27 protein-coding genes are annotated in these 26,146 nt (G+C 70.8%); 16 read left to right on the plus strand and 11 right to left on the minus strand.

Translation table 11 applies throughout. The annotated features are described in order from the left end of the window. The first annotated feature begins 205 nt into the window (after positions 1 to 205). Positions 206 to 1,357, plus strand: a complete 1,152-nt coding sequence (locus JOM49_RS36720) for an APC family permease (protein WP_209672049.1) — start codon at positions 206 to 208, stop codon at positions 1,355 to 1,357. Here the strand turns inward: JOM49_RS36720 and JOM49_RS36725 are convergent. Beyond that, positions 1,318 to 2,424, minus strand: a complete 1,107-nt coding sequence (locus tag JOM49_RS36725) for an NAD(P)H-dependent flavin oxidoreductase (protein ID WP_209668723.1) — start codon at positions 2,422 to 2,424, stop codon at positions 1,318 to 1,320. The genes JOM49_RS36720 and JOM49_RS36725 overlap by 40 nt on opposite strands. Then, the gene (locus JOM49_RS36730; RefSeq protein WP_209668724.1) at positions 2,424 to 4,085 is read right to left on the minus strand and encodes an acyl-CoA synthetase; all 1,662 of its coding nucleotides are present in this window, start codon (positions 4,083 to 4,085) and stop codon (positions 2,424 to 2,426) included. The genes JOM49_RS36725 and JOM49_RS36730 overlap by 1 nt, the downstream gene beginning before the upstream one ends. A 57-nt stretch (positions 4,086 to 4,142) precedes the next feature. Here JOM49_RS36730 and JOM49_RS36735 point away from each other — a divergent pair, with 57 nt between their 5' ends. Both JOM49_RS36735 and JOM49_RS36740 read left to right on the plus strand, forming a co-directional pair. Beyond that, positions 4,143 to 4,934 (plus strand): crotonase/enoyl-CoA hydratase family protein, encoded by a 792-nt coding sequence (locus JOM49_RS36735; RefSeq protein ID WP_209668725.1) that lies wholly within the window; start codon positions 4,143 to 4,145, stop codon positions 4,932 to 4,934. 272 nt (positions 4,935 to 5,206) lie between these two features. Beyond that, entirely contained in the window at positions 5,207 to 6,166 is a 960-nt protein-coding gene (locus tag JOM49_RS36740; RefSeq protein ID WP_209668726.1) for a methyltransferase, read from the plus strand. On the opposite strand, the gene JOM49_RS36745 is transcribed toward JOM49_RS36740, so the two are convergent. After that, on the minus strand, positions 6,136 to 7,671 hold the full coding sequence (locus tag JOM49_RS36745; RefSeq protein ID WP_209668727.1) for an acyl-CoA synthetase: 1,536 nt from the start codon (positions 7,669 to 7,671) through the stop codon (positions 6,136 to 6,138). The two genes, JOM49_RS36740 and JOM49_RS36745, sit on opposite strands and share 31 nt — an antisense overlap. A 112-nt stretch (positions 7,672 to 7,783) precedes the next feature. Here JOM49_RS36745 and JOM49_RS36750 point away from each other — a divergent pair, with 112 nt between their 5' ends. The 4 genes from JOM49_RS36750 to JOM49_RS36765 are packed head-to-tail and all read left to right on the plus strand — an operon-like array spanning position 7,784 to position 11,730. Then, positions 7,784 to 8,740, plus strand: a complete 957-nt coding sequence (locus tag JOM49_RS36750) for a Zn-ribbon domain-containing OB-fold protein (protein WP_209672051.1) — start codon at positions 7,784 to 7,786, stop codon at positions 8,738 to 8,740. 10 nt (positions 8,741 to 8,750) lie between these two features. Then, positions 8,751 to 9,806, plus strand: a complete 1,056-nt coding sequence (locus tag JOM49_RS36755; RefSeq protein WP_209668728.1) for a thiolase family protein — start codon at positions 8,751 to 8,753, stop codon at positions 9,804 to 9,806. Between the two features lies 1 nt (position 9,807). After that, the gene (locus JOM49_RS36760; protein ID WP_209668729.1) at positions 9,808 to 10,983 is read left to right on the plus strand and encodes a thiolase family protein; all 1,176 of its coding nucleotides are present in this window, start codon (positions 9,808 to 9,810) and stop codon (positions 10,981 to 10,983) included. 9 nt (positions 10,984 to 10,992) lie between these two features. Beyond that, positions 10,993 to 11,730, plus strand: coding sequence for a class I SAM-dependent methyltransferase (locus JOM49_RS36765; RefSeq protein ID WP_282770109.1), 738 nt, complete (start codon positions 10,993 to 10,995; stop codon positions 11,728 to 11,730). On the opposite strand, the gene JOM49_RS36770 is transcribed toward JOM49_RS36765, so the two are convergent. Further along, positions 11,709 to 12,935, minus strand: a complete 1,227-nt coding sequence (locus JOM49_RS36770; RefSeq protein ID WP_209668730.1) for a cytochrome P450 — start codon at positions 12,933 to 12,935, stop codon at positions 11,709 to 11,711. The two genes, JOM49_RS36765 and JOM49_RS36770, sit on opposite strands and share 22 nt — an antisense overlap. Before the next feature lie 236 nt (positions 12,936 to 13,171). Between JOM49_RS36770 and JOM49_RS36775 the strand changes: the two genes are divergently transcribed. Beyond that, positions 13,172 to 14,299 (plus strand): steroid 3-ketoacyl-CoA thiolase, encoded by a 1,128-nt coding sequence (locus tag JOM49_RS36775; protein ID WP_209668731.1) that lies wholly within the window; start codon positions 13,172 to 13,174, stop codon positions 14,297 to 14,299. 400 nt (positions 14,300 to 14,699) lie between these two features. Here the strand turns inward: JOM49_RS36775 and JOM49_RS36780 are convergent, their stop codons facing one another. From JOM49_RS36780 to JOM49_RS36790, 3 genes are read right to left on the minus strand one after another with little or no spacing between them, the layout of a single operon-like run. Beyond that, positions 14,700 to 15,155, minus strand: a complete 456-nt coding sequence (locus JOM49_RS36780; protein WP_209668732.1) for a pyridoxamine 5'-phosphate oxidase family protein — start codon at positions 15,153 to 15,155, stop codon at positions 14,700 to 14,702. A 57-nt stretch (positions 15,156 to 15,212) separates the two neighbouring features. Then, a complete protein-coding gene (locus JOM49_RS36785) occupies positions 15,213 to 16,109 on the minus strand; it encodes an SDR family oxidoreductase (protein WP_209668733.1) in 897 nt (298 codons plus the stop codon). Continuing rightward, positions 16,106 to 16,882, minus strand: coding sequence for an SDR family oxidoreductase (locus JOM49_RS36790; RefSeq protein ID WP_209668734.1), 777 nt, complete (start codon positions 16,880 to 16,882; stop codon positions 16,106 to 16,108). Before JOM49_RS36790 ends, JOM49_RS36785 begins: the two co-directional genes overlap by 4 nt. Before the next feature lie 67 nt (positions 16,883 to 16,949). Between JOM49_RS36790 and JOM49_RS36795 the strand changes: the two genes are divergently transcribed. From JOM49_RS36795 to JOM49_RS36815, 5 genes are read left to right on the plus strand one after another with little or no spacing between them, the layout of a single operon-like run. Next, positions 16,950 to 17,705: an enoyl-CoA hydratase family protein gene (locus JOM49_RS36795; RefSeq protein ID WP_209668735.1), complete on the plus strand. Its 756-nt coding sequence runs from the start codon at positions 16,950 to 16,952 to the stop codon at positions 17,703 to 17,705. After that, positions 17,695 to 18,558, plus strand: coding sequence for a CoA transferase subunit A (locus tag JOM49_RS36800; protein ID WP_209668736.1), 864 nt, complete (start codon positions 17,695 to 17,697; stop codon positions 18,556 to 18,558). Before JOM49_RS36795 ends, JOM49_RS36800 begins: the two co-directional genes overlap by 11 nt. Next, a complete protein-coding gene (locus JOM49_RS36805) occupies positions 18,555 to 19,271 on the plus strand; it encodes a CoA-transferase subunit beta (protein WP_209668737.1) in 717 nt (238 codons plus the stop codon). Before JOM49_RS36800 ends, JOM49_RS36805 begins: the two co-directional genes overlap by 4 nt. Further along, the gene (locus tag JOM49_RS36810) at positions 19,268 to 20,314 is read left to right on the plus strand and encodes an NAD(P)H-dependent flavin oxidoreductase (protein ID WP_209668738.1); all 1,047 of its coding nucleotides are present in this window, start codon (positions 19,268 to 19,270) and stop codon (positions 20,312 to 20,314) included. The genes JOM49_RS36805 and JOM49_RS36810 overlap by 4 nt, the downstream gene beginning before the upstream one ends. A gap of 18 nt (positions 20,315 to 20,332) precedes the next feature. Continuing rightward, positions 20,333 to 21,127 carry an alpha/beta fold hydrolase gene (locus tag JOM49_RS36815; protein ID WP_209668739.1) on the plus strand — a complete coding sequence of 265 codons (795 nt, stop codon included), beginning with the start codon at positions 20,333 to 20,335 and terminating at the stop codon, positions 21,125 to 21,127. A gap of 3 nt (positions 21,128 to 21,130) precedes the next feature. Here JOM49_RS36815 and JOM49_RS36820 read toward each other — a convergent pair whose 3' ends face one another. After that, the gene (locus JOM49_RS36820) at positions 21,131 to 22,018 is read right to left on the minus strand and encodes an RNA polymerase sigma-70 factor (protein ID WP_372444166.1); all 888 of its coding nucleotides are present in this window, start codon (positions 22,016 to 22,018) and stop codon (positions 21,131 to 21,133) included. Positions 22,019 to 22,156: 138 nt separating this feature from the next. Between JOM49_RS36820 and JOM49_RS36825 the strand changes: the two genes are divergently transcribed. Further along, on the plus strand, positions 22,157 to 22,675 hold the full coding sequence (locus JOM49_RS36825; RefSeq protein WP_209668740.1) for a carboxymuconolactone decarboxylase family protein: 519 nt from the start codon (positions 22,157 to 22,159) through the stop codon (positions 22,673 to 22,675). Then, a complete protein-coding gene (locus JOM49_RS36830) occupies positions 22,672 to 23,424 on the plus strand; it encodes an SDR family oxidoreductase (RefSeq protein ID WP_209668741.1) in 753 nt (250 codons plus the stop codon). The genes JOM49_RS36825 and JOM49_RS36830 overlap by 4 nt, the downstream gene beginning before the upstream one ends. Positions 23,425 to 23,465: 41 nt before the next feature. Here JOM49_RS36830 and JOM49_RS36835 read toward each other — a convergent pair whose 3' ends face one another. After that, positions 23,466 to 24,023: a sugar O-acetyltransferase gene (locus JOM49_RS36835; RefSeq protein WP_209668742.1), complete on the minus strand. Its 558-nt coding sequence runs from the start codon at positions 24,021 to 24,023 to the stop codon at positions 23,466 to 23,468. A gap of 197 nt (positions 24,024 to 24,220) precedes the next feature. Between JOM49_RS36835 and JOM49_RS36840 the strand changes: the two genes are divergently transcribed. Then, positions 24,221 to 24,388, plus strand: coding sequence for a hypothetical protein (locus tag JOM49_RS36840; RefSeq protein ID WP_209668743.1), 168 nt, complete (start codon positions 24,221 to 24,223; stop codon positions 24,386 to 24,388). Here JOM49_RS36840 and JOM49_RS36845 read toward each other — a convergent pair. Together JOM49_RS36845 and JOM49_RS36850 are read right to left on the minus strand one after the other, a co-directional pair. Next, the gene (locus JOM49_RS36845) at positions 24,372 to 25,523 is read right to left on the minus strand and encodes an acetyl-CoA C-acetyltransferase (RefSeq protein ID WP_209668744.1); all 1,152 of its coding nucleotides are present in this window, start codon (positions 25,521 to 25,523) and stop codon (positions 24,372 to 24,374) included. The genes JOM49_RS36840 and JOM49_RS36845 overlap by 17 nt on opposite strands. Continuing rightward, complete coding sequence (locus tag JOM49_RS36850) at positions 25,523 to 26,140, minus strand: TetR/AcrR family transcriptional regulator (RefSeq protein ID WP_209668745.1); 618 nt, start codon at positions 26,138 to 26,140, stop codon at positions 25,523 to 25,525. The genes JOM49_RS36845 and JOM49_RS36850 overlap by 1 nt, the downstream gene beginning before the upstream one ends. Positions 26,141 to 26,146: the final 6 nt, after the last annotated feature.

The following is a 26,146-nucleotide window of genomic DNA, read 5'->3' on the forward strand; positions in this document are numbered from 1 at the left end:
CCTACACCAACCATCTTCGCTGAGTACCTCATGCCCCAGTAGACGGAACGGATCCACGATGGGGTTGCACGCCCCCTGGTTCCGCACCCCGACCTCGGGGAACAGCTCCCCCGGCACCCGGTCGATTCCGTAGGGTGTGCACGTGAGCGAAAGCCTGACGCGCCGGCTCGGTACCGGCGACGCCGTGGTCATCGGGCTCGGTTCGATGATCGGTGCCGGGGTGTTCGTGGCGTTCGCCCCCGCGGCCGGTGCCGCGGGCTCTGGCCTGCTGCTCGGGCTCGCGGTCGCCGCCGTGGTCGCCTACTGCAACGCGACCTCCTCCGCCCGCCTGGCCGCGCGCTACCCCGCCTCGGGCGGCACGTACGTCTACGGCCGTGAGCGCCTCGGCGAGTTCTGGGGCTACCTGGCGGGCTGGGGCTTCATCATCGGCAAGACGGCGAGCTGCGCGGCCATGGCCATCGCCGTGGTCAGTTACGCCGCCCCTGGCCTGGGGCAGCCGTGGCGGGGCGCGCTGGCGGCAGCGGTCGTACTGGCGGTGACCGCGCTCAACTACCGCGGCGTGCAACGGTCCACTGTGGCCATGCGGGTGATCGTGTCGATCACGCTGACCGTGCTCGCGGCCGTGGTCGTCACGATCTTCGCGGTGGGCGATCCCCAGCCGGCGAACCTGCGGCCGGGCACCAGCGGGGTGCTCGAAGCCGCCGGGCTGCTGTTCTTCGCCTTCGCCGGGTACGCGCGCATCGCGACGCTCGGCGAGGAGGTCCGCGACCCCGCGCGCACGCTGCCGCGCGCCATCCCGCTGGCGCTGGGCATCACGCTGGTCGTCTACGCGGTGCTGGCCGTGGCGCTGCTCCTGCAGCTCGGACCGGCCGCGCTCGCCGCGTCCACCGATCCCGTCGCGCAAGCCTCGCCGGGCTGGTTGTCCCCGGTGGTGCGGGTCAGCGCGTCGATCGCCGCGCTCGGCGCCCTGCTCGCGCTGGTGCTCGGCGTCTCGCGGACCACGCTGGCGATGGCCCGCGACGGCCACCTGCCGCGTGGGCTCGCCGCCGTGCACCCGAAGTTCGGCGTGCCGCACCGCGCCGAGCTCGCCGTCGGCGTGGTGGTCGCCGCGCTCGCCGCGGTGGCCGACCTGCGCTCGGCGATCGGCTTCTCGTCGTTCGCCGTGCTCGTCTACTACGCCATCGCGAACGCGAGCGCGTTCACCCTCGGCCGCGTGATCGGCGGCCTCGGCTTCGCCGGCTGCGTGGTGCTCGCGTTCAGCCTCCCGCTCACCTCCGTGCTCGCCGGGACCGGCGTGCTGGCCCTCGGCGCGCTCGCCTACCTCGTCTTGTCCAAACGGGACAGTGCGGCCGCGTAGTCGCGCACCAGTTCCCCGATGATCTCGGCCACCGGGCGCACCTGGTTCATCCGGCCGACGATCTGGCCGACCGGCATGGACACCACGCTCGGGTCCCCCGCCGCGTGGATCCGGTTGTGTGCGTGGGAAACCAGCAGGTTCTGCAACGGCATCGGCAGCGGGTCGGGCGCGTCCGGCGCGGTCCACGCCTCGGTCCAGCGCGTCTTCAGCAGGCGCGCCGGTTTGCCGGTGTAGATGCGGGTGCGCACGGTGTCGGAGGATTTCGCCGCCACCAGTGCCCGTTGCATGGCCTCGGATTCCGCCATGGTCTGGAGGTATTCCTCGGTGGTGAGCCACATCGAGCCCATCCACACCCCGGAAGCGCCCAGCGCCAGCGCGGCGGCGACCTGCCTGCCCGAGCCGATGCCACCGGCGGCCAGCACCGGCACGCGGTCACCGACCGCGTCGGCGATCTCCGGCAGCAACACCATCGAGGCGATCTCCCCGGTGTGCCCACCGGCCTCGTAACCCTGCGCCACCACCAGGTCCACGCCATTGTCTACGTGCCGCACGGCGTGCTCAGCCTTGCCTGCCAGCGCCGCCACCGGCACCCCGTGCCGGTGCACCTGCTCGATCACGTCCACCGGCGGTGAGCCGAGCGCGTTGGCGATCAGCTTGATCGGGTGCCGCAGCGCGACCTCGACGTGCGACCGCGCCACCGAGTGCAGCCAACCGAGCACGCCTTCGCGCTCGTCCGCGCCGCCGGGCAGCTCGGGCACCCCGAGCTGCGCCAGCGTGCGGTCGACGAACTCGCGGTGCTCCGGCGGGATGAGCTTGCCGAGGTCGATCGAGCTGCCCTCGTCCGGGATCTTCGCCGGCATCACGATGTCCACCCCGTACGGGCGGCCGCCGGTGTTCTCGTCCATCCAGTCCAGCACGCGGTCGAGCTCGTCGGCGTCGTTGAACCGGACGCACCCCAGCACGCCGAGCCCGCCCGCGTTGGTCACCGCGGCGGCCACGTGCTCCGACGGGGTGAACGCGAAGATCGGGTGCTCGATGCCGAAGGTGTCGCAGAGATCTGTGCGCATCAGCCCGCCTGTCCTGCCTGTCCTGCCTGTCCTGTCACTGTGCTTTCGGGGCCGGTGGCCTTCTCGGGTTCGTGTTCGGCCGCGTACTTCTGGGCCCACGGGTAGTCGGGTTTGCCGCTCGGCGAGCGCCCGATCTCCTCGGCGAGCCACACCGTGCGCGGCACCTTGTACCCGGCGACCTCCTGCCGGACGTGGGCGTCCAGCGCGGCCAGGTCCAGCGTGCGCCCGGCGCGCGCCTGCACCACCGCGGCGACCCGCTGGCCCAGCCGGTCGTCCGGCACGCCGATGACCAGCGCGTCGAAGACGTCGGGGTGCGATTTCAGCGCGCCCTCGACCTCCTCCGGGTAGACCTTCTCGCCGCCGGTGTTGACGCACTGCGAACCGCGGCCGAGCAGCGTGACCGTGCCGTCGTCCTCGTAGCGCGCGTAGTCGCCGGGGATGACGTAGCGCGTGCCGTCGATCTCGGTGAAGATCGTGCGGCTCTTCTCGGGGTCGTTGTAGTACCCGAGCGGCACGTGCGCGCGGCGGGCGATCCGCCCGACCGCGCCCGGCCGCGGCTCGACCACCTGGTCGTCCTCGTCGAGCAGGACGGCCTGCGTGCCGAAGTTGACCCGCGGCCCGGCGCTGTGGTCGCTGCCCTTGGCCACCATGCCGATACCGGTGAACCCGCTCTCCGACGAGCCGATCGCGTCGGTGACCACCAGGTTCGGGAAGGTCTCCAGGAACTCCTGCTTGACGCTCTGCGAGAACAGCGCCGCATGACTGGACAGCGCCACCAGCGAGGAGGCGTCGTAGCCGCCCTCGCGGTAGGCCTCGATCAGCGGCCGGGCCATCGCGTCACCGACGATGGTGAGCACCTGGACGCGGTGCTGCTGCACGGCCTTCCAGATCTCGTGCGCGTCGAACCGCGGCACGAAGACCACCGGGCTGCCGGTGAACAGCGCGCCGAACGCGGCCCACTGCGCGGCGCCGTGGATCAGCGGCGCGGCCGGGAGGCGCACCAGGCTGCCCGCCTTGCCCTCTTCGGCGAGCTGCCACTCGTCCTTGACGTACTCGCCGGTGACGAAGTTGATTCCGCCGCCGAGCGCGCGCCAGATGTCCTCGTGGCGCCACAGCACGCCCTTGGGGTAGCCGGTGGTGCCGCCGGTGTAGAGGATGTAGAGGTCGTCCTCGCTGCGGTCGCCGAAATCGCGCTCCGGGGAGTTCTCCGCCAGCGCCGTTTCGTACGGGACTCCGCCGTATGCGGAGAAATCGGCGTCCGAACCGTCTTCGACAACGACAACGTGTTCCAGTTCGGGACATTCCGGCAGTACGGCCGCCACCTTGTCGGCATACCGCCGTTCGTGTACGAGCGCCACCAGATCGGCGTTGCCGAACAGGTACTTCAGTTCACTGTGGACATAGCGGTAGTTGACGTTGATCGCGATGGCGCGCAGCTTGTACGCGGCGATCATCGCCTCGAGGGCCTCGATGGAGTTCCGGGAATAGACGCCGACGTGGGAATTCGCTCCCACGCCGCGCCCCGCGAGGTGGTGCGCCAGCCGGTTGGCGCGCTCCTCAAGTTCGGCGAACGTGACCTGCCGATCGCCGCAGACGACCGCGGTGCGGTCCGGCACGGCGTCGACGGCGTGCTCGAGCAGATCTGCGATGTTGAGTGCCACCAGGCCAAACTAGAACATGTTATCGTTTTGGGCAATGGTACCGAGGAGGAACGACGCATGACCGAGACCCCCCACGCACTGGTCGAGCAGCGGGACCACACGCTGGTCGTCACGATGAACCGGCCGGCCGCGCGCAACGCCATCACCGGGGAAATGATGGCGATCATGACCGAGGCGTGGGACCGGGTCGACGAGGACGACGGCATCCGCTGCTGCGTGCTCACCGGCGCGGGCGGCGCGTTCTGCGCGGGCGCGGACCTCAAGTCGATGGCGCGGAACTCGCCGGGCGACGCCTACGAACGCGGCACCTGGGACCCGAGCCGCATCCCCGGCCTGCTGAAGGGACGGCGGCTCAGCAAGCCGTTGATCGCCGCGGTGGAAGGACCCGCGATCGCCGGCGGCACGGAGATCCTGCAAGCCACCGACATCCGGATCGCCGGGGAAAGCGCCAAGTTCGGGGTCTCCGAGGCGCGTTGGGGCCTGTTCCCGATGGGCGGCTCGGCGGTCCGGCTGCCGCGGCAGATCCCGTACACCGTGGCGGCCGAGATTCTGCTGACCGGACGCCACCTGAAGGCGGCCGAAGCCAAGGAGATCGGGCTGATCGGACGGGTGGTGCCCGACGGCACCGCCCTCGACGCCGCTTTGGAGACGGCCGCGACGATCGCCGCGAACGGCCCGCTCGCGGTACAGGCGATTCTGCGGACGATCCGCGACACCGAAGGCATGCCGGAGGAAGAGGCGTTCAAGATCGAGTCGCAACTGGGCGCCGCGGTCTTCACCAGCGAAGACGCCAAGGAAGGCCCACGAGCCTTCGCCGAAAAGCGGCGCCCGGAGTTCCGGGGCAGGTAAGCCCCCCGCCTGGCTTACGTGATCGGTTCAGGGACACAAATGTGGCTTTGGGGGCGGATTCGGCCCCCAAAGCCACATTTGTGACATCCGCCGCCGCGTAAGTCGGTTGCCCCGGGGCGGTGCCGCGTGCGAGGGTTCCTCTGATGAACATGGGCATGGTCCTCGGTGACGTCCGGCTCCCACTTCGGCGCCGGAGCAGCTGAACCCTCCCCCGCTCCTCGCGTCGAAGTGATCTGCGCGTTCGACGAACCGTCTGATCATGAGGAGCCGAAGTGCTTTCCGAGCTTCCCGCGCGGGCCGTCCGCGCGGACGACGCCCTGCGCGCCGACACCGCCCTGCGGCACTTCCGCCGTGGCCGCCCGGTGCTGTGGCAGGGCGATTTCCACGGCGCCCGCCAGCTGCTGCACGCCATCGGCCGTCGCACGCGTGACGTGCCGCTGCTGAAGATGCTGCTCATCCCGCTGGACGCCGACTACACCGTGCCCCTGCGCCGCGCCCCCGACGTGCGGGCGGCGTGCACCGAGGCCTTCGGTACCTCCACCGAGCCGAAGGCGATCCCCCTGCGTGAGCTGCTCGGCGTCATCGGCGCGCACGAATGGCGTATCAAGGGCGTCGACGTGCCGGTGCTCGGCGCGAAGATCCACCCGCACTACGGGGTGTTCGCGCCGATCCGCCAGGAGTACCTGGACCTCGTCGCCGAGGCACCCGTGCCGGAAGGGTTCACCGCGTTCGACATCGGCACCGGGACCGGCGTGCTCGCCGCGATCCTCGCCCGCCGCGGCGCCCGGACCGTGATCGCCACCGACGTGAACCCGCGCGCCTGCGTCTGCGCCCACGAGAACCTGAGCAGGCTCGGCTACCGCGTCGAAGTGCAGGAGCGCGATCTTTTCCCGGCCGGGCAAGCGGATCTGGTCGTGTGCAATCCGCCGTGGGTTCCCGGCCGCGCGCATTCCGAACTGGAACTCGGCATCTTCGACAGCGACATGCTCGACCGCTTCCTGGACCAGCTGCCGCAACACCTGACCCCGGCCGGCGAAGGCTGGCTCATCCTTTCCGACCTGGCCGAGCACCTGGGCCTGCGCACCCGTGAAAGCCTGCTCGAGAGCATCGGCCGAGCCGGGCTCGAAGTGGTGGACCGGCTGGACACCCGGCCACGACACCGACGGGCCCGCGAGGACGAGACCACCTCGCTCTGGCGGCTTCAGATGGCGCGTTCGCGGCCCGCCCAGTAGGGATCGCGCAGCTTTCGCTTGTACAGCTTGCCGTTCGGATCGCGCGGCAGCTCCGGCAGGTAGTCCACGCTCTTCGGCAGCTTGAACTTCGCCAGCCGGGAAGCGGCGAACTCCAGCAGCTCGGCGGTCAGCGCCGGGTCGCCGGAGACGCCTTCGGCGGGCTGCACGACGGCCTTGATCTCCTCGCCCCAGTCGTCGTGCGGCACGCCGAACACGGCCACGTCCGCCACCTTCGGGTGCATCACCAGCTCACCCTCGATCTCGGCCGGGTAGATGTTCACCCCACCCGAGATGATCATGTCGTTCCGGCGGTCGTGCAGGTACAGGTACCCGTCCTCGTCGAGGTGGCCGACGTCGCCGAGGGTGAACAGGTCACCGACCCGCGCGCGCTCGGTCTTCTCGCGGTCCTTGTGGTACTCGAACTTCGAGTCGCCCATGCGCATGTAGACGGTGCCGATCTCGCCGGTGGGCAGCTCCTTGCCGTCCTCGTCGAGCACCTTGATCGTGGAACCCGGCCACGGCTTGCCCACCGAGCCCGGTTTGCGCAGCCACTCCTCGCCGTTGATCGCGGTGCCGCCGCCCTCGGTGGCCGCGTAGTACTCGGTGACCACCGGCCCCCACCAGTCCAGCATCTGCCGCTTCACCTCGGGCGGGCACGGCGCGGCGCCGTGGATCATGCACCGCAGCGAGGACACGTCGTAGTGTTCGCGGTCCGGCAGCGCGAGCAGCCGCCGGAACTGCGTCGGCACCATGTGGCTGTGCGTCACCCGGTACCGCTCGATCAGCCGCAGCATCTCGGCCGGGTCCCAGCGGTCCATCAGCACCGCGGAATGGCTCAGCTGCAGGGAAATCGCCACGAAGTTGAGCACCGCGGTGTGGTACAGCGGCGATCCGCACAGGTGCACGTGCCCGTCGCCGGGCTTGAGTCCGAAGATGCCGAAGAACCAGGTGGACGCGGCGGGCACCTCGTCGGGATCGGCGCCGGTCAGCGGACGCCGGACGCCCTTGGGCCGCCCGGTGGTGCCGGAGGTGTACAGCATCGGCGACCCGGCCGTGCGCGCCTCGGGCCGGTCGGGTGAAGCGGCGAGGTCCTCGATCGGCCGGAAGCCGTCGACGGCCCCGACCGCGAACCGCGCGCCGGCCGGGATGCCCGCCTCGTCGGCGGCCGCGACGGCCACCTCGGCGAACCGCTCGTGCGCGAGGAAGGCCTTCGCCCCGCTGTCGGTGAGGATGTAGGCGATCTCGGGCCCGATCAGGTGCCAGTTGACCACGACGATGTAGAGCCCGGTCTGGATCGCGGCGAAGTAGGCCGCCACCAGCTCGGCGCCGTTGGGCTCCAGCACCACCACCACGTCGCCGGTGTCCAGGCCCAGCTCGCGCAGGCCGTTCGCGTAGGCGTTCGCCTTCGCCGCCAGCTCCCCGTAGGTGACCTCGGTGCCATCCGGCTCGACCACCGCCGTGCGGTCGCCCTCGGCTTCGGCGATGTTCCACAGACCCAGGCTCATAGGCCGAATCTAGAACGTGTTCCACTTGCGGGCAAGTGCCCCGTTGCCGAGATTTCGAGAACGTGTTTCACTTCTGCTCGTGAGCGTGAGCGAAGCCCCACTGTCGGCCCCGATGAACATCGGGTTCGACTACACCCGTTCGGTCGGCCCGGTGCTGGGCAGGTTCGTCAACGGCCTCGCGGCGCGCCGGATCGAAGGCGTCCGCGGCAGCGACGGCCGGGTCCACGTGCCCCCGGTCGAATACGACCCGCACACCGCCGAAGCGCTGACGGAGTTCGTCGAAGTCGGCGACGAAGGCACCGTGCAGTCGTGGACCTGGATGGCGGAACCGCTGGACGGGCAACCACTGACCCGTGCGTTCGCCTGGGCCCTGATCCGGCTCGACGGCGCCGACACCGCGATGCTGCACGCCGTGGACGTCCCCGGCCCGGAGCGGATGCGCACCGGCATGCGGGTGAAGGTCCGCTGGGCCGACGAAACCGTCGGGCACATCCGGGACATCGCGTACTTCCGGCCCGTGGAGACCGAGGATGCCGACGACGGCCCGACTTCGCCGCCCCCGCCGGTCGCCGAACGCGAGGAAGGTGCCCCGGTCGGCGTGGTGATCACGCCCGTGCACCTGAAGTACCGGCATTCGGCGTCTCCCGAGGAAAGCCGGTACCTGCGCGGACTCGCCCAGGGCAAGCTGCTCGGCCAGCGCTGCCCGGTGTGCCACAAGGTCTACCTGCCACCGCGCGGCGCCTGCCCGACCGACGGCGTGCCGACCACCGACGAGGTGGAACTGCCGGACACCGGCATCATCACCACCTTCTGCGTGGTGAACGTGCCGTTCCTCGGCCAGCGCATCAAACCGCCGTACGTCACCGCCTACATCCTCATCGACGGCGCCGACATCGCCTTCCTGCACCTGATCCTCGGCTGCGACGCCGCGGACGTGCGGATGGGCATGCGCGTGCGTGCCTCGTGGCGGCCGCGCGAGGAGTGGACCACCTCGCTGGAGAACATCGCGCACTTCGAGCCGACCGGGAAACCGGACGCGCCGTACGAATCCTTCGCCCATCACCTGTAGGGACGCACACATGCCAGATGTCGCCGTGATCGGCTTCGCCCAGGCGCCGAACGTGCGGGAGACCCCGGGCACCACCAACGGGGTGGAGATGCTGGTGCCGCTGCTCGCCGAGGCCTACCAGCAGACCGGACTGTCCAAACGGGACATCGGGTTTTGGTGCTCCGGCTCGTCGGACTACGTGGCCGGGCGCGCCTTCTCGTTCATCGCCGCGGTGGACGCGCTCGGTGCCTTCCCGCCGATCCACGAATCACACGTCGAGATGGACGCCGCGTGGGCGTTCTACGAGGCCTGGCTGAAGATCCGGATGGGCGAGGTGGACACCGCGCTCGTCTACGGGTTCGGCAAGTCCTCGGCGGGCCAGTTGCGCCGGGTGCTCGCGCTCCAGCTCGACCCGTACTTCACCGCGCCGCTGTGGCCGGATTCGATCAGCATCGCCGCACTCCAGGCCCGGTGCGGCCTCGACGCGGGCCTGTGGTCCGAAAAGGACCTGGCCGAGGTCGCCGCGCGCAGCCGGGCCGACGCGGCGGGCAACCCGTTCGCCCAGTTCTCCGGTTCGGCCGGGGTGGCCGAGCTGCTGGACACACCGATGGTGGCCGATCCGTTGCGGCGGCACGACATCGCGCCGGTCACCGACGGCGCCGCGGTGGTGGTGCTGGCCGCCGAGGACCGCGCCCGCGACCTCGTCGAACGACCCGCGGTGATCACCGGGATCGAGCACCGGGTCGACTCGCCGGAGCTCGGCGGCCGTGACCTGACCCGCTCCCCCAGCACCGCGGCCGCGGGCAGGGCGGCGGGTGCCGAAGGTGTGGAGGTGGCGGAACTGCACGCCCCCTTCACCCATCAGGAACTCATCCTCCGGCGGGAACTCGGCCTGGGCGCCGGCGTCCGGATCAACCCGTCCGGCGGGGTGCTCACCGGGAACCCGATGTTCGCCGCCGGGCTGGCCCGGATCGGCGAGGCGGCCAAGCGCATCCTCGCGGGCACCGCCCGGCGGACGCTCGCGCACGCCACCAGTGGCCCCGCCCTGCAACAGAACCTGGTCGCCGTGCTCGAAAGGCGGGACTGACATGACTTCCCAGGCCAAGCGACCGGCCGCGGTGCTCGGCACCGGGCAGACGCACCACCGCGCCAAGCGCCTCGACGTGTCCATGCCGGGCCTGCTGCGCGAGGCGATCGACCGCGCGATGGCCGACGCCGAGGTCGGCTGGGCCGACATCGACGCGGTGGTGCTGGGCAAGGCCCCGGACCTGTTCGAGGGCGTGATGATGCCCGAGCTGTTCTTGGCCGACGCGCTGGGCGCCAACGGGAAACCGCTGCTGCGCGTGCACACCGCCGGGTCGGTCGGCGGTTCGACCGCGCTGGTGGCGGCCAGCCTGGTGCAGGCGGGCGTGCACCGGCGGGTGCTCACCGTGGCCTTCGAGAAGCAGTCCGAGTCCAACGCGATGTGGGGCCTGTCGATCCTGCCGCCGTTCCAGATGCCGGTGGGTGCCGGGGCGGGCGGGTACTTCGCGCCGCACGTGCGGTCCTACATCCGGCGTTCCGGCGCGCCCGAGGAGATCGGCGCGGTGGTCGCGGCGAAGGACCGGCGCAACGGCGCGCTGAACCCGCACGCGCACCTGCGTCAGCCGGACATCACCGTGGAATCGGTGCGGGCGTCGAAGATGCTCTGGGACCCGATCCGCTACGACGAGACCTGCCCGTCCTCCGACGGCGCCTGCGCCATGGTGCTCGGCGACGAGGCGGCCGGGGACGCGGTTCCCGGTGGTGCCGCGTGGATCCACGCCACCGCGATGCGCACCGAGCCGACCACCTTCGCCGGTCGTGACCAGGTCAGCCCGCAGGCCGGCCGGGACGCCGCGGCGGCGCTGTGGCGCGACGCCGGCATCACCGACCCGCTGTCCGAAGTGGACGCCGCGGAGATCTACGTGCCGTTCTCCTGGTTCGAGCCGATGTGGCTGGAGAACCTGGGCTTCGCCGAGGCGGGCGAGGGCTGGAAGCTGACCGAGGCCGGGGAAACCGCGCTCGGTGGCCGGTTGCCGGTGAACCCCTCCGGTGGGGTCCTTTCGTCCAATCCGATCGGCGCGTCCGGCATGCTGCGCTTCGCCGAAGCGGCCCGCCAGGTGATGGGCCGCGCCGGGGACCACCAGGTCGACGGCGCCCGGATCGCGCTCGGGCACGCCTACGGTGGCGGCTCCCAATATTTCTCCATGTGGGTGGTGGGATCGCGCAAACCGGGTGACTAATCTGCGAGCGTGACCGAGGAGCGCGGCCGGGACGGCCGGATCGGGCGGGAGCCCCAGTACGAGGTGTTCGCCGACGCCTTCGCCGAACACGCCGAGAACGGTGCGTTCAACGCGCTCTACGACCGGCCCGCCATGCTCGGCCTGCTCGGTGCAGTGCGCGGCGCCCAGGTGCTCGACGCGGCCTGCGGCCCGGGGCTCTACGCGGCGGAGTTGGTCGCCCGCGGCGCGCGCGTGACCGGAATGGACCAGAGCCCGCGCATGGTGGAACTGGCGACGGCCCGCGTTCCGGAGGCGGAGTTCCGCGTGCACGACCTGCACGATCCGTTCGACTGGTTGCCCGACGCCACCTTCGACGTGGCACTGCTGGCGCTCGCGATCCACCACCTGGACGACCGCGTGCCCGCGCTGCGTGAACTGCACCGCGTGCTCAAGCCGTCGGGCAGGCTGCTGATCTCCACCGGGCACCCCAGCTGGGACTGGCTGCGCACCGGCGGTGACTACTTCGAAACCGAGCTGATCACCGAGACGTGGACCAAGGGCTGGCGCGTGAGCTACTGGCGCCAGCCCCTGTCCGCGGTCTGCGCGGAGTTCTCCGCGGCCGGGTTCGTCATCGACGAACTGGTCGAACCACGGCCGGCCGAGCAGATGGCGCAGCACTACCCGGAGAACTACGCGCAGCTGAACGAGGCACCCGCGTTCCTCGCGTTCCGCCTGACCAAACGCGGTCAGCCGTACGCGACCTCGTAGTGCTTGATGGCGTTCAGCCAGCCCGACCGCAGCCGCACCGGGGGCGCCAGCTCGCGGATGCCCGGCATCTCCTCGGCGATCGCCTTGAAGATCAGGTCGATCTCCAGGCGGGCCAGGTTCGCACCGATGCAGTAGTGGGCGCCGGTGCCGCCGAAGCCGACGTGCGGGTTGTCCTCGCGCAGGATGTCGAACTTTTCGGGGCTGTCGAACGCATCGGGGTCGAAGTTCGCCGAGCCGTAGAACAGGCCCACCCGGTCGCCCTTGCGGATCTGCTGGCCGCCGAGTTCGGTGTCCTCCATCGCGGTCCGCTGGAAGGCGGTCACCGGCGTCGCCCAGCGCACGATCTCGTCCGGCGCGGTGTTCGGCCGCCGCTCGCGGAAGATCTCCCACTGGTCGGGGTGGTCGAGGAAGGCCTTCATGCCGTGGGTGATGGCGTTGCGCGTGGTTTCGTTGCCCGCCACGGCCAGCAGCAGCACGAAGAAGCCGAACTCGTCCGAGGCCAGCGCTTCCCCGTCGACATCGGCGTCGATGAGCGTGGTGACGATGTCGTCCATCGGGCACTTGCGGCGCTCTTCGGCCATGTGCCACGCGTAGCCGATCAGCTCGGTGGAGGCGGCGATCGGCTCGATCTCGTACTCGGGGTCGTCGTAGGCGACCATCTGGTTGGACCAGTCGAAGATCTTGAGCCGGTCCTGCTGCGGGATGCCGATCAGCTCGGCGATCGCCTGCAGCGGCAGTTCGCAGGCCACGTCGGTGACGAAGTCGCCGGAGCCCTTCTTCTTGGCCTCGGCCACGATCCGCTGGGCGCGTTCGCGCAGCGCGTCCTCCAGCTTCGAGATCGACCGCGGGGTGAAGCCCTTCTGCACGATGCGCCGCAGCTTGGTGTGCTGCGGGGCGTCCATGTTCAGCAGCACCAGGCGGTTCGCCTCGATGGTCTCCTGGGTCATGGACTCGTCGAAGCGGATGATCGCGGTCTTCTCCCGTGACGAGAAGACCTTGTCGTTGCGCGAGACCGCCTTCACGTCCTCCAGCCTGCTGACCACCCAGTAGCCGTCGTCGGAGAAGCCGGCCAGGTTGTGCGGCTGCGCGTTCCACCAGACCGGCGCGGTCCGGCGGAGCGCGGCGAACTCCTCCATCGGCACTCTCTCGGCGTACAGATCCGGATCCGTGAAGTCGAAACCAGCGGGGATCCCGGGAGCGGCCACGGTTGCCTCCAGCGCGAACTCGGCGGTGAAACGCGTTCTATTTCGCGATTGAAGCACAGCTCTCCCGCCAGGTGAAGTGCTTCTAGTGAAACCTGTTAACTCGCGGAGGGAAACCCACGGACCACCGGTGGTCGCGTCGTCCGCGAAGAAGCACCGAACGGCGGTTGACCGGCTTTCCGCTTGCCTTGAATGAGAACGTGTTCTAGTTTCGGGGTACCCGATCGAAGGAGCCGTCCATGCCCGAACCGGTGATCGTGGCGGCCGCGCGCACCCCGATCGGCAGGCGCCGCGGCCTGCTGTCCGGACTGCACGCGGCCGAACTGCTCGGCGTGGCCCAGCAGGCCGTGCTCGACCGCGCCGGGCTGGACCCGGACCTGGTCGAGCAGGTGATCGGCGGCGCGGTGACGCAGGCGGGCGAGCAGTCCGGCAACGTCACGCGCACGGCGTGGCTGCACGCCGGGCTGCCACAGGGTTGTGGCGCCACCACGATCGACGCGCAGTGCGGGTCGGCACAGCAGGCGGCGCACCTGATCGCCGGGCTGGTGGCGGCGGGCGCGATCGAAGCCGGGGTGGCGTGCGGGGTGGAGTCGATGTCGCGGGTGCCGCTGGGCGCGAACCGCGGCACCGACGTCGGCACGCCGAAGCCGGAGTCGTGGTCGATCGACATGCCGAACCAGTTCGGCGCGGCCGAGCGGATCGCCGAGCGCCGGGGCATCACGCGCGAGGACGTCGACCGCTTCGGCGCGGACTCCCAGCGCAAGGCCGCCGCCGCGTGGGCGGACGGCCGGTTCGAGCGCGAAGTGGTGCCGGTCAAGGCCGACGAACTGGTCACCAGGGACGAAGGCCTGCGCACGACCAGTGTCGAAGCGCTGGCCGGGCTGAAACCTGTTCTCGATGGCGGCGTGCACACCGCAGGGAACTCGTCCCAGATCTCCGACGGCGCAGCTGCGCTGCTGATCATGGACGCCGACCGGGCGCGGGCGCTGGGCCTGCGGCCGCGAGCGCGGATCCGGGCGCAGGCACTGGTCGGCGCGGAGCCGTACTACCACCTCGACGGGCCGATCCAGGCCACCTCGCGGGTGCTGTCGCGGGCGGGCATGACCATCCGCGACCCGGACATCTTCGAGGTCAACGAGGCGTTCGCGTCGGTGGTGCTGTCGTGGCAGCAGGTGCACCAGCCCGACCCGGACCGGGTCAACGTCAACGGCGGCGCGATCGCCCTCGGGCACCCGGTCGGCAGCACCGGCGCCCGCCTGCTGACCAGCGCCCTGCACGAACTGGAACGCCGGGACGCGAGCACCGCCCTGATCACCATGTGCGCCGGCGGCGCCATGTCCACCGCCACCATCATCGAACGCGTGTAGCCGCCCGCCGCGAATGCCAGGAGTGGGGCATTACTTGCGTTCATTGCAAGTAATGCCCCACTCATAGCGTTCCCGGCTCGGCGAAGGTGCCGCCCCTCCTCTGCGGCGCCCCGCCGGACACGAATGTGGCTTTGGGGGCCGATTCCGCCCCGAAAGCCACATTCGTGTCCGGTGGCCCCGGGACCGGGTGCGGCGAGTGTGGGGTTCGGCCGCCTGAGTGTGGAGTTCGGGTGCCCGAGCGTGAGGTTCGGGTGCCTGAACGTGCGACTCGGGTGCCTGAACGTGGGACTCGGGTGCTTGGGCGTGGGGTCGGGTGCTTGGTGGCGGAGCCCGATGTCACGAATGTGGCTTTCGAGACGTCTGGCGTCTCGAAAGCCACATTCGTGACATCGGCTCGCGGTTAGAGGGGGTGGCGGAGGGCGGGGCCGTTTTCGGGGCGTTCGTAGCGGACGCGGGGGCGGTCCGGCCACCAGGTTTCGACCCACAGCGAGTTGCCTTCCACCCAGGTGACCACGACGTCGGTCAGTCCCAGCCGGAACAAGTGTGAGTCGCCCCCGCCGGGGAGTTCCTCCGCCACGCCCGAGACCTTCGCGTCGCAGCCGTTTTCCGGGTCGCCGGGGAAGGCGTGGATGGCGCACCGGCCGTCACGGCGCAGGTCGCGGGCCTTGACCGCGTTCAGCATCGAGCCGAGCAGGAGTTCACCGTCGCGGAATTCGACCTCGGAGCCGTTCACCCGGGGTGAGCCGTCCCGCCGGAGCGTGGCCAGCACGTGTGTCTTCTCCGCGGTGAACCGCGCGTGCACCCGCTTCGCCAGCTCGGGTGCCTCGGTTTCGAACTGCTTCCAGGAACCTGTCATGCACCCAGCATCACGCGGAACACCGACAGAACCTGTCATGGTTTCCGCGCGGGTTTTTCACGCGCCGTAGACCGGCTCCGGTTCGGGGGCCTCGGCCAGCAGTCCGGCCACCACCGGCCCCAGCTCGCCCGGCTCCCAGCGGGCGCCCTTGTCGCGCTCCGGCCCGTGCCGCCAGCCGGTGGCCAGCGACACCCTGCCACCGTCCACTTCGAACACCCGCCCGGTCACCCCGGCCGACTCCGCGCTGCCCAGCCAGACCACCAGCGGCGAGACGTTTTCCGGGGCCATGGCGTCGAACCCGTCGGCCGCCGCCATCATCTCGGCGAACACCTCCTCGGTCATCCGGGTCCGCGCCGCCGGGGCGATCGCGTTCACCGTGACGCAGTACCGGGCGAGTTCGGCCGCCGCCACCACGGTCAACCCGGCGATGCCCGCTTTGGCCGCGGAGTAGTTGCCCTGCCCGATGCTGCCGAGCAACCCGGCCCCGGAGCTGGTGTTGATCACCCGCGCCGACGGCGTCCGGCCCGCCTTCGCCTCGGCCCGCCAGTGCACTGCGGCGTGGTGCAGCGGCGCGAAGTGGCCCTTGAGGTGGACCCGGATGACCGCGTCCCACTCCTGCTCGCCGAGCGTGACCAGCATGCGGTCGCGCAGGAATCCGGCGTTGTTGACCAGCACATCCAGCCGGCCGAACCGGTCGAGCGCGGTGCCGACGAGCCGCTCGGCGCCCTTCCAGTCCGCCACGTCGTCGGTGTTCGCCACCGCCTTGCCACCCAGTGCCTCGATCTCGGCGACCACGTCACCGGCGGGCCCGGCCGAGCTGCCACTGCCGTCGGCGGCCACCCCGGCGTCGTTCACCACGACCGAGGCGCCTTCCCGCGCGAAGGCCAGCGCGTGCGCGCGCCCGATCCCCCGCCCGGCCCCGGTCACCACGACCACCCGGCCGTCCACGATCATGCCCGCTCCTCGTGTTGTGCGTTGCTCGCCGCCAGGAAAGCCGGTACTTCGCCACCGCCGTGCACGGTCAGCGTGGTCCCGCTGACGTAGGCGGCCTTCGGTGACGCCAGGAACACCGCGCAGGCACCGATTTCCGCCGGTTCCGCGAGCCGCCCCAGCGGGACCGTGCGGCCCGCCGCCGCGATCCCCGCCTCGTCGCCGTAGTGCAGGTGGGCCTGCTCGGTGCGGACCATGCCCGCCGCGATCGCGACCACCCGCACCTTCGGCGCCCATTCCACGGCGAGGCTGGCGGTGAGGTTGACCAGCCCGGCTTTCGCCGCGCCGTAGGAAGCCGTGCCCGGGGACGCGCGCCCGCCGCTCACGCTGCCGACGTTCACGATCACCCCGCCGGAATCCTGTTGCTGCATAACGGTGTTCGCGCAGCGTGCCACGGTCAGCGGTGCCAGCAGGTTCAGCGCGACCACCTTTTCGTGGAACCGCGCGGACGCCCGCGCGGCTTCGGCGAAGGGCGCGCCACCGGCGTTGTTGACCACCACGTCCAGCCGCCCGTGCCGCTCGGTGATCCGGTCGACGAGCCGCTCGACCTGCTCCGGCTCACGCACGTCACACGGCAGGAATTCCGCGCCGGACAGGGAATCCGGCTCGGACCGCCCGCAGACGACCACCCGCGCGCCGACCTCGGCGAAGGCCGCGCTGATACCCGCGCCCACGCCTCGCGCGCCGCCGGTGACCAGCACGACGGCACCGCCGAGGCCGAGATCCCAGGTCGTCATGGCCTGCCCTTCCGACGGCTGCCCTGCTAACGTACCAAGCAAGTGCTAGGTTTGGCGAGAGGCCGACATGCCCATCACCACCGAACGACCCGAGCCGGGCATCACCGTGGTCACGGTGAACGCGCCCCCGGTCAACGCCCTCACCGTGCGGGGCTGGTTCGACCTGGGGGACGCGGTCCGCGCCGCCGGGGAGGACCCCGAGTGCCACGTCGTGGTGCTGCGCGCCGAAGGCCGCGGCTTCAACGCCGGGGTGGACATCAAGGAGATCCAGGCCGACTCCGGCTACACCGCGCTGATCGGCGCCAACCAGGGCTGTGCGGCCGCGTTCGCCGCGGTCTACGACTGCGCGGTCCCGGTGATCGCCGCCGTGCAGGGTTTCTGCCTCGGCGGCGGTATCGGCCTGGCCGGCAACGCGGACGTGGTGGTCGCCAGCGAGGAAGCCACGTTCGGACTGCCCGAAGTGGACCGTGGCGCGCTCGGCGCGGCCACGCACCTCGCGCGCCTGGTGCCGCAGCACCTGATGCGCGCGCTGTACTTCACCGCCAGCACCATCGACGCGCACCAACTCCACCACCACGGTTCGGTGCATTCCGTGGTGCCGCGCGAAAAATTGGACGAGACCGCGCTGGACCTGGCTCGCACGATCGCGGCGAAGGACACCCGGGTGATCCGCGCGGCGAAGCAGGCCATCAACGGGATCGACCCGCAGAACGTGCACCGCAGCTACCGCTTCGAACAGGGCTTCACCTTCGAACTGAACCTCGCGGGCGTCTCGGACGAGGCACGGCAGCAGTTCCTGGACAGGGGGAAGAATGCCGGATAAGCGCACGACACCGGACGAGATCGTCGCCGAGCTCTCCGACGGCATGACGATCGGCATCGGCGGCTGGGGCTCGCGGCGCAAGCCGATGGCGCTGGTCCGCGCGTTGCTGCGGTCGCCGGTCAAGGACCTGACCGTGGTCTCCTACGGCGGCCCGGACGTGGGCCTGCTGGCCTCCGCGGGCAAGATCCGGCGGCTGGTGTTCGGCTTCGTCACGCTCGACTCGATCCCGTTCGACCCCTGGTTCAGCCGGGTGCGCGAGCAGGGCGCGATCGAGGTGACCGAGTACGACGAGGGCGTCTTCGGCACCGCGCTTTCCGCTGCCGCGCAACGACTTCCGTTCCTGCCGACCCGGGCGGGTCTCGGCTCGGCCGTGATGGACCTCAACCCGCACCTGCGCAGCGTGCGCTCGCCGTATGACGACGGTGAGGAACTGCTCGCCGTGCCGGCGCTGAAGCTGGACGCCGCGCTCATCCACCTCAACCGCGCCGACGCCCGCGGCAACGCGCAGTACCTCGGCCCGGATCCGTACTTCGACGAACTGTTCGCACTGGCCTCCGCACGCACCTTCGTCAGCGTCGAGAAGATCGTCGACACGGCCGAGCTCACCGCGGGCGGGCCGGTGCAAAGCCTGCTGCTGAACCGGAGTTCGGTCGACGGTGTGGCGGAGACGCCGAAGGGCGCGCACTTCACCACGGCCGCGCCCGACTACGGCCGGGACGAGCGGTTCCAGCGGCACTACGCCGAATCCGCCAAGGACCTCGACAAGTGGCCCGCCTTCGCCGACCGCTTCCTCAGCGGGGACGAACAGCGGTACCAGGACGAGGTCGCGAAGTTCACGGAGGAGGCCGCATGAGCGTCACCCGCGCCGAGGTCGCCGCGGTCGCCTGCGCGGAGTTGTTCCGCGGCGACGGGGAGATCCTGGTCAGCCCGATGGGCCTGCTGCCGTCGATCGGCGCGCGGCTGGCCCGGCTCACCTTCGAGCCCGACCTGCTGCTCACCAACGGCGAGGCGTACCTGGTCGACACCGACGGCACGATCGAAGGCTGGCAGCCGTTCCGCAAGGTGCTCGACACCGTGGTACCGCACGGGAAACGGCACGTGGTGATGGGCGCGAACCAGGTCAGCCGCCACGGCGACCAGAACATCTCGGCGATCGGCGACCACGACCGGCCGGTCAAGCAACTGCTCGGCGTGCGCGGTGGTCCTGGCAACACGGTCAACCACCGCACCAGCTACTGGGTGCCCCGGCACGGCAAGCGGGTCTTCGTGTCCGAAGTGGACATTGTCTCCGGCGTCGGCTACCGGCAGGCGAAGGGGTTCCCGTTCCACGACGTCCACCGCGTGGTGACCAACCTGGCCGTGCTCGACTTCGGCGGACCGGACCACACCATGCGGCTGGTGTCCACGCACCCCGGGGTTTCGGTGGACGAGGTGTGCGCGAACACCTCCTTCGAGCTGCACACCGAGGGTGTCACCGAGACCCGGGAGCCCACCGGCGAAGAACTGCGGCTGCTGCGGGAAGTCGTGGACCCGAAAGGCCATCGGGAACGGGAAGTGCCGTCGTGAAGACCGCGCTGACCGAACTCACCGGGATCCGGCACCCGGTGGTGCAGACCGGAATGGGCTGGGTCGCCGGGCCGCGGCTGGTCTCCGCCACCGCCGAGGGCGGCGGGCTCGGCATCCTCGCGTCGGCGACGATGACCTACGAGGAACTCGCCACCGCGATCAAGGAAACCAAGCTGCGCACGGCGAAACCGTTCGGCGTCAACCTGCGGGCCGACGCCGGGGACGCCGGGCGCCGGGTCGACCTGCTCATCGCGGAACGGGTCAAGGTCGCTTCCTTCGCGCTGGCCCCGAAACCGGACATGATCGCCAAGCTCAAAGACCACGGGGTGGTGGTCATTCCGTCGGTCGGGGCCGCGCGGCACGCCGAGAAGGTGGCGGGCTGGGGCGCCGACGCGGTGATCGTGCAGGGCGGCGAGGGTGGCGGGCACACCGGCGGCGTGGCCACCACGCTGCTGCTGCCGTCCGTGCTGGACGTGGTGGACATCCCGGTGGTGGCCGCGGGCGGCTTCTACGACGGGCGCGGGCTCGCCGCCGCGCTGGCCTACGGCGCGGCCGGGGTGGCGATGGGCACCCGCTTCCTGCTGACCCGCGAAAGCACCGTGCCGGACGCGGTCAAACGCGCCTACCTGGCCCGCGGCCTCGGCGACACCGTGGTGACCCGCAAGGTCGACGGCCTGCCGCACCGCGTGCTGCGCACCGGGCTGGTCGATGCGCTGGAGCGTTCCGGGCGGCTCACCGGCCTCGCCAGGGCCGTCGGCAACGCCGCGCGGTTCCGCCGCATCACCGGCCTGACCTGGCGATCCATGGTGCGCGAGGGTGTCGCGATGAAGCGCGGCGGTGATCGTGACTGGGCGCAGGTGCTGATGGCCGCGAACACCCCGATGCTGCTGCGCGCCGGGCTCGTCGGGGGCGATCCGGACGCGGGGGTGCTGGCGTCCGGCCAGGTGGTGGGGCTGCTCGAAGACCTCCCCGCGGTGGCCGGGTTGATCGAGCGGATCGTGGCCGACGCGGAGCGGATCCTTCGGCGTCTCGGCGAGCGCTGATGTGCTTGACTTCGGGTCATGATTGCTCAGCGGTGCCCGGTCGTCGACGGTGAGCTACAGGTCGAAGCCACCGGTGACGGTCCCCCGCTGCTGATGATCGCGGGCGGGCTGGGGTCCGCGGGCAGCTACCGGGCGCTGGCCAAGCGGCTGGGCAGCGACTACACCGTGCTCACCTACGACCGGCGCGGGCACTTCCGCAGCACCGACCGCACCACCGGGCCGATCTCGGTCAGCACCCAGGCCGACGACGCGCGGGCGGTCATCGAGCACGCCGGGCTCGGCAAGGCGACCGTGTTCGGCACCAGCGCGGGCGCGCTGATCGGGCTGGACCTGGCCGCGCGGCACCCCGACGTGCTGACCGGGCTGATCGCGCACGAACCACCGCTGATCACCCTGCTGCCGGACGCCTATGAGTGGCTGGAGTTCGCCGAAGCGCAGGTCAACGCGTGCGAGAAGGGCGATCTGATCGGCGCGTTCACCCAGTTCGTCGGCTCGCTCGCCGGGGCGGGCCTGCCGGAGCTGAAGATGGTCCGCCTGCCGAACGAGGAGGAGTGGAGCTACCTGTTCACCAGGGAGATCCGGCAGTTCTACAGCTACGAAGCCGACCTGGTGGCGCTGCGGCGCTCGCGGGTGGAGATCACGCCGACCGCCGGGCGGGACAGCCGCGGTTACTACCACTACCGCCCGGCGAAGGCGCTCGCGCTGGAACTGGGGCAGCCGTTCGCCGAGGTCCCGGGCGCGCACCTGGCCCCGCAACGCAACCCGAAGGCCTTCGAGGCCGCGCTTCGGGAACTGCTCGCCGACCTGACGTAACTATCAGCGGCTGATGACGACTTCCCGGCCCACCTGCGACAGCTTCTCGGGATTGCGCACGTGGAAGAGCCCGGCGATGAGGCCGTTCTCCACCTGCACCGACAGCACGCCGTCGATCTCGCCGTCCAACCGGACGAGCAGTCCCGGGCCGCCGTTGACCTCGACCGGTTCGGCCGACCACGTCACGCCGCGTGGGTACCAGCCCGCGGCCAGCAGGTGTGCCAACTTGCTCGCCCCCACGATGGGACGCGGCAGCGCGTGCTTGACCCCGCCGCCGTCGCTCACCGCGACCACGTCCGGTGCGAGGATGTCGAGCAGGCCCTGGAGGTCGCCGGTTTCCACGGCCCGCTGGAATGCCTGGAGCGCGGCCTGGTTTTCGGCCGGGGAGGCCGTGCCACGTGGCCGTCGCGCGGCGACGTGCGCCCGTGCCCGGTGGGCGATCTGCCGCACGGCGACGGGATTCTTGCCGACGGCTTCGGCGATCTCGCCGTAGTCCAGCTCGAAGACCTCGCGCAGCACGAACACCGCCCGCTCGGTCGGGGCGAGCGTTTCGAGCACCAGCAGCATCGCCATCGAGACGCTCTCGGCGAGTTCGACGTCTTCGGCCACATCAGGCGCGGTCAGCAACGGTTCGGGCAGCCACGGCCCGACGTAGGACTCCTTGCGCCTGCCGAGCACCCGCAGCCGGTCCAGCGCCTGCCGGGTGACGATCCGCACCAGGTAGGCACGCTGCTGCCGGACGGTGTCGTGGTCGACGCCCGCCCAGCGCAGCCAGGCCTCCTGCAGCACGTCTTCGGCGTCGACGGCCGAACCCAGCAGCTCGTAGGCGACGGTGAACAGCAGTCCGCGGTGGGCGACGAAGACGTCGGCCGGCCCGTTCGTTCTTGTCACGCGCACAAGACGGTGGCCCGCCCCGATCTGTGACGACCTCGGCCGGTGACCCAGTTCACAGAACCGCGATGTCACGGGGATCGGCACCTCTCCGTCTCGTGGTCGCCCAAACGCCACCTCGAGAAAAGGACCCACCTCATGTCCGCACCCACGACGACCGAGCCGGGGAACCCCCGGTCGCGGATGCCCAACCCGCTGCCGTTCCTCCCCGAACTGGCCGAAATCGCCCCGGTCCTGCACCAGGCCATCCGCAACGGCTCGATCCCCGAAACCACCACCAACCTGGTGCAACTCCGGGCCGGGCAGGTGCTCGGCAGCACGTACTTCACCATCCGGGACACCGCGAACCTGCGCGCGGCCGGTGAGCCGGAGGAGCGCATCACCGCCGTGGCGACCTGGCGGACCGCCTCCTGCTTCACCGACGCCGAACGGGTCGCGCTGGAACTCACCGAAGCCGTCCTCACCCCGAACCCGGCCGGGGAACGCGTCTCCGACGAACTGCACGCGAGGGCGTCCGCGCACTACGACGACAAGGCGCTCTGGACGCTGGTCATGGTGCTCGGGCACATCGGCTTCTTCACCCCGGCCGCGCTCATCGCCAAGCCGATCCCCGGCAGGCCACCGGGCCAGAACTACAGCGAGGGGCACGGCGAATGAGCGCCCGCAGGTTCGCGGTGGCCGGGGCGACCGGCCGGTTGGGCAGCCACGTCGTCGACGTTCTCGTGGAGCGTGGGCACGAGGTCGTGCCGATGTCCCGGGCGACAGGCGTCGACGTCATCACCGGTGCGGGTCTAGCCGAGGCGCTCGCCGGGGTGGACGTCATCATCGACGTCGCGTCGTGGCACGCCTCCGACCAGCAGGCGGCCACGGAGTTCTTCCGCACCGCGGCCCGGAACCTCCACGAGGCGGGTCAGAAGGCCGGAGCCGGGCTGCTCGTCGCCGTGTCGATCATCGGCGCGGACAAGGCCACGGCCGGATTCCTCGTTTCCCAGCAGACGCACGAGGAGGCTGTGCTGGCCGGTCCCCTGCCCGCTCGGATCCTGCGAGCCGCGCAGTTCCACGAGTTGGTCGGTCAGCTCCTGGACTGGCAGCAGGGTGGCCTGGTCCACGTCCCGCGCCTGCCCACCCAGCTCGTGGCGGCCCGTACCGTGGCCGAGGCGGTGGTCGACCTGGCCACCGACCCCGACGCGCCGTCCCCCGGAACGCCGATCCCGGAGATCGCCGGGCCGCGCGAGGAGATCATGTCCGAGGCGGCCGAACTCCTCGGTGCCCGCCGGAACGTCAAGGTCGTCGGCGTCGACGAGGCGCCCGACGCCGAACTCGCCGCCGCCGGGGCCTTCCTGCCCGGCCCGCACGCCCGGCTCGCCGGCCCCACCTTCCGGGAGTGGCTGGACGCGCAGCACTGAGGCGGACCTGGTGCTCGGGCGTCGTCCCGAGCACCAGGCGGTCACAGGCCGCGGATCACCCTCGCCGGATTGCCCGCCGCGAACACCTTCGACGGCAGATCCCGGGTGACCACGCTCCCCGCCCCGACCACGGTGTCGTCGCCGACGGTAACCCCCGCACACACGGTCACCCCGCCGCCGAACCACACGTTGTTCCCGATGGTGATCGGGGCCGCGCTCTCCCACCGCTGACGACGGGCCTCGTGGTCCTCCATCGGGTGCAGCGCGGTGAGCAACTGCGCCCGCGGCCCGATCGACACGTCGTCCCCGATCCGGATGGGGGCGCAGTCCAGGAGGATCGCGTCGTAGTTGAGGAAGGAATTGCTGCCGATCTCGATGAGGTAGCCGTAGTCGCACTGGAAGCGGGGCATGATCCAGGAGCCTTCGCCGAGCCCGCCGAGCAGATCGCGCAACAACTGCTCCCGGCGCTCCCCCGCGTCCGGCTCGGTCCCGTTGAACTCGGCGCACAACCGCTGCGCCCGATACCGCTCCGCGACCAGCTCGGGATCGTTGTCCTTGTACAACTCGCCGCGCAGCATGCGCCCCTTGTGCTCACCCATGGTCCCCGAGGCTAGATCAACTGCCGTGAATGTGGCTTTCACGGCGTATTCGGCCGTGAAAGCCACATTCACGGCATCGGCATTGGCCCCATGGGGTGAATTGGCGGGGTTGTGCACTCCGAGCGCACAACCTTCGTCCGCGCCGTCCTAGCGTCACCCCTCGACCGCGAGTGGGCCACTGGGATGGAGCACGGGCGATGAGCACCACGACCACCGGGACGAAGCCGACGGCGCCGAGGCGCGTGCGGGTCTGCGACCTCGGTGAACACGAAGCCGGGCGCTGCGGGTGTACCGCGGAGGAGCGGGCGTGGCGGCCCTCGCCGGAGGCGTTGAAGGACTACGCCCGGGTCAGAGGCGTTCGATGATGGTCACGTTCGCGGTACCGCCGCCTTCGCACATGGTCTGCAGGCCGTACCGCCCCTCCCGCCGTTCCAGTTCGTGCAGCAGGGTGGCGAAGAGTTTGGTACCGGTCGCGCCGATCGGGTGACCGAGGGCGATACCGCCGCCGTTGACGTTCACCCGCGCCGGGTCCGCGCCGGTTTCGTCCAGCCACGCCAGCACCACGCTGGCGAAGGCCTCGTTCACCTCGAACAGGTCGATGTCGCTGATCGACAACCCGGTGCGGCGCAACGCGTGCGCGGTCGCCGGGATCGGGCCGGTCAGCATCCACACCGGGTCCGCGGCACGCACCGACAGGTGGTGGATGCGGGCACGCGGGCGCAGACCGTGCTCCTCGACGAAAGCGGCCGAGGCGATCAGCGTCGCCGAAGCACCGTCCGAGATCTGGCTGGCCACGGCCGCGGTCAGCGCCGAGCCAGGGCTCAGCGGCTTCAGCGAGGCCATGCGCTCCAGTGTGGTGTCCCGCCGCGGCCCTTCGTCGTGGCGGAACTCGCCGACCGGCGCGATCTCCGCGTCGAACCGGCCCTCGTCGATCGCCGCGATGGCGCGCTGGTGGCTCGAGTACGCGTACTCCTCCAGCTGCGCCCGCGGGAAACCCCAATGCGAAGCGATCATCTCGGCGGCGTGGAACTGCGAAATCTCGGCGGCGCCGTAACGCTCCTGCCAGCCTTTCGACCCCGAGTACGGATCTTCGAAGCCGTACTCGCGCCCGGCCAGCATGGCCGCGCTGATCGGGATCTGGCTCATGTTCTGCACCCCGCCCGCCAGCACCAGGTCCATCGTGCCGCTGAGCACCGCCTGCGCGGCGAAGTGCACCGCCTGCTGGCTCGACCCGCACTGCCGGTCCACCGTCACCCCCGGCACGTGGTGCGGGAACCCGGCGGCCAGCCACGCGGTCCTGGCGATGTTGCCCGCCTGCGGCCCGAGCGTGTCCGTGCAGCCGAGGATCACGTCGTCGACCAGCGCGGGCTCCACGCCGGCGCGCTCGACCACCGCCTGGATCACGTGGGCGCCGAGATCGGCGGAGTGCGTCCCGCTGAGCGCACCACCGCGCCTGCCCACCGGGGTGCGCACGGCGTCGAGCACGTAGGCCTCGGCCATCAGGTCTCCTTCTTGGCCCGGCGCCGCCGGGTGGCGATGCCGTCGAGCAGGATGCCGAGGTACTGGGCGGCCACGTCGGCCGCGGACAGCGTGCCCTCGGGGTTGTACCAGCGCACCGCCACCCAGACGGTGTCGCGGATGAACCGGTAGACCAGTTCGATGTCCAGGTCGGCGCGGAACTCGCCGGTGGCGATGCCCTCGGTGAGCAGGTCGTGCCAGAGCTTGCGGAACTCGGCGTTGCGCGTGCCGATGTAGGCGAACCGCGGGTACTTCGCCAGGTGCTTGGCCTCGTTCTGGTAGATCTCCACCTCGGCGGGCCGCCGGTGGATGGAGTCGAACGAGGCCGCGACCACCGCCTCCAGCGTCTTGCGCGGGCCGAGCCGCGAGTCGACGATCTCGGCGTAGGTGCCGAACAGCTCGTCGAGGAACCCGGTGAGGATCTCGTCGGCGATCTGCTCCTTGGAGTCGAAGTGGTGGTACAGGCTGCCGGAGAGGATGCCCGCCGCGTCGGCGATGTCCCGCACGGTGGTGGAGACGAACCCGCGCTCGGCGAACAGGCCCGCGGCGATGCCCAGCAGTTCCGCGCGGCGGCCCGAGTTCGTTCCTGGCTTGCTCATTCGTCT

Source organism: Amycolatopsis magusensis, assembly GCF_017875555.1.
Taxonomy (GTDB): Bacteria; Actinomycetota; Actinomycetes; order Mycobacteriales; family Pseudonocardiaceae; genus Amycolatopsis; species Amycolatopsis magusensis.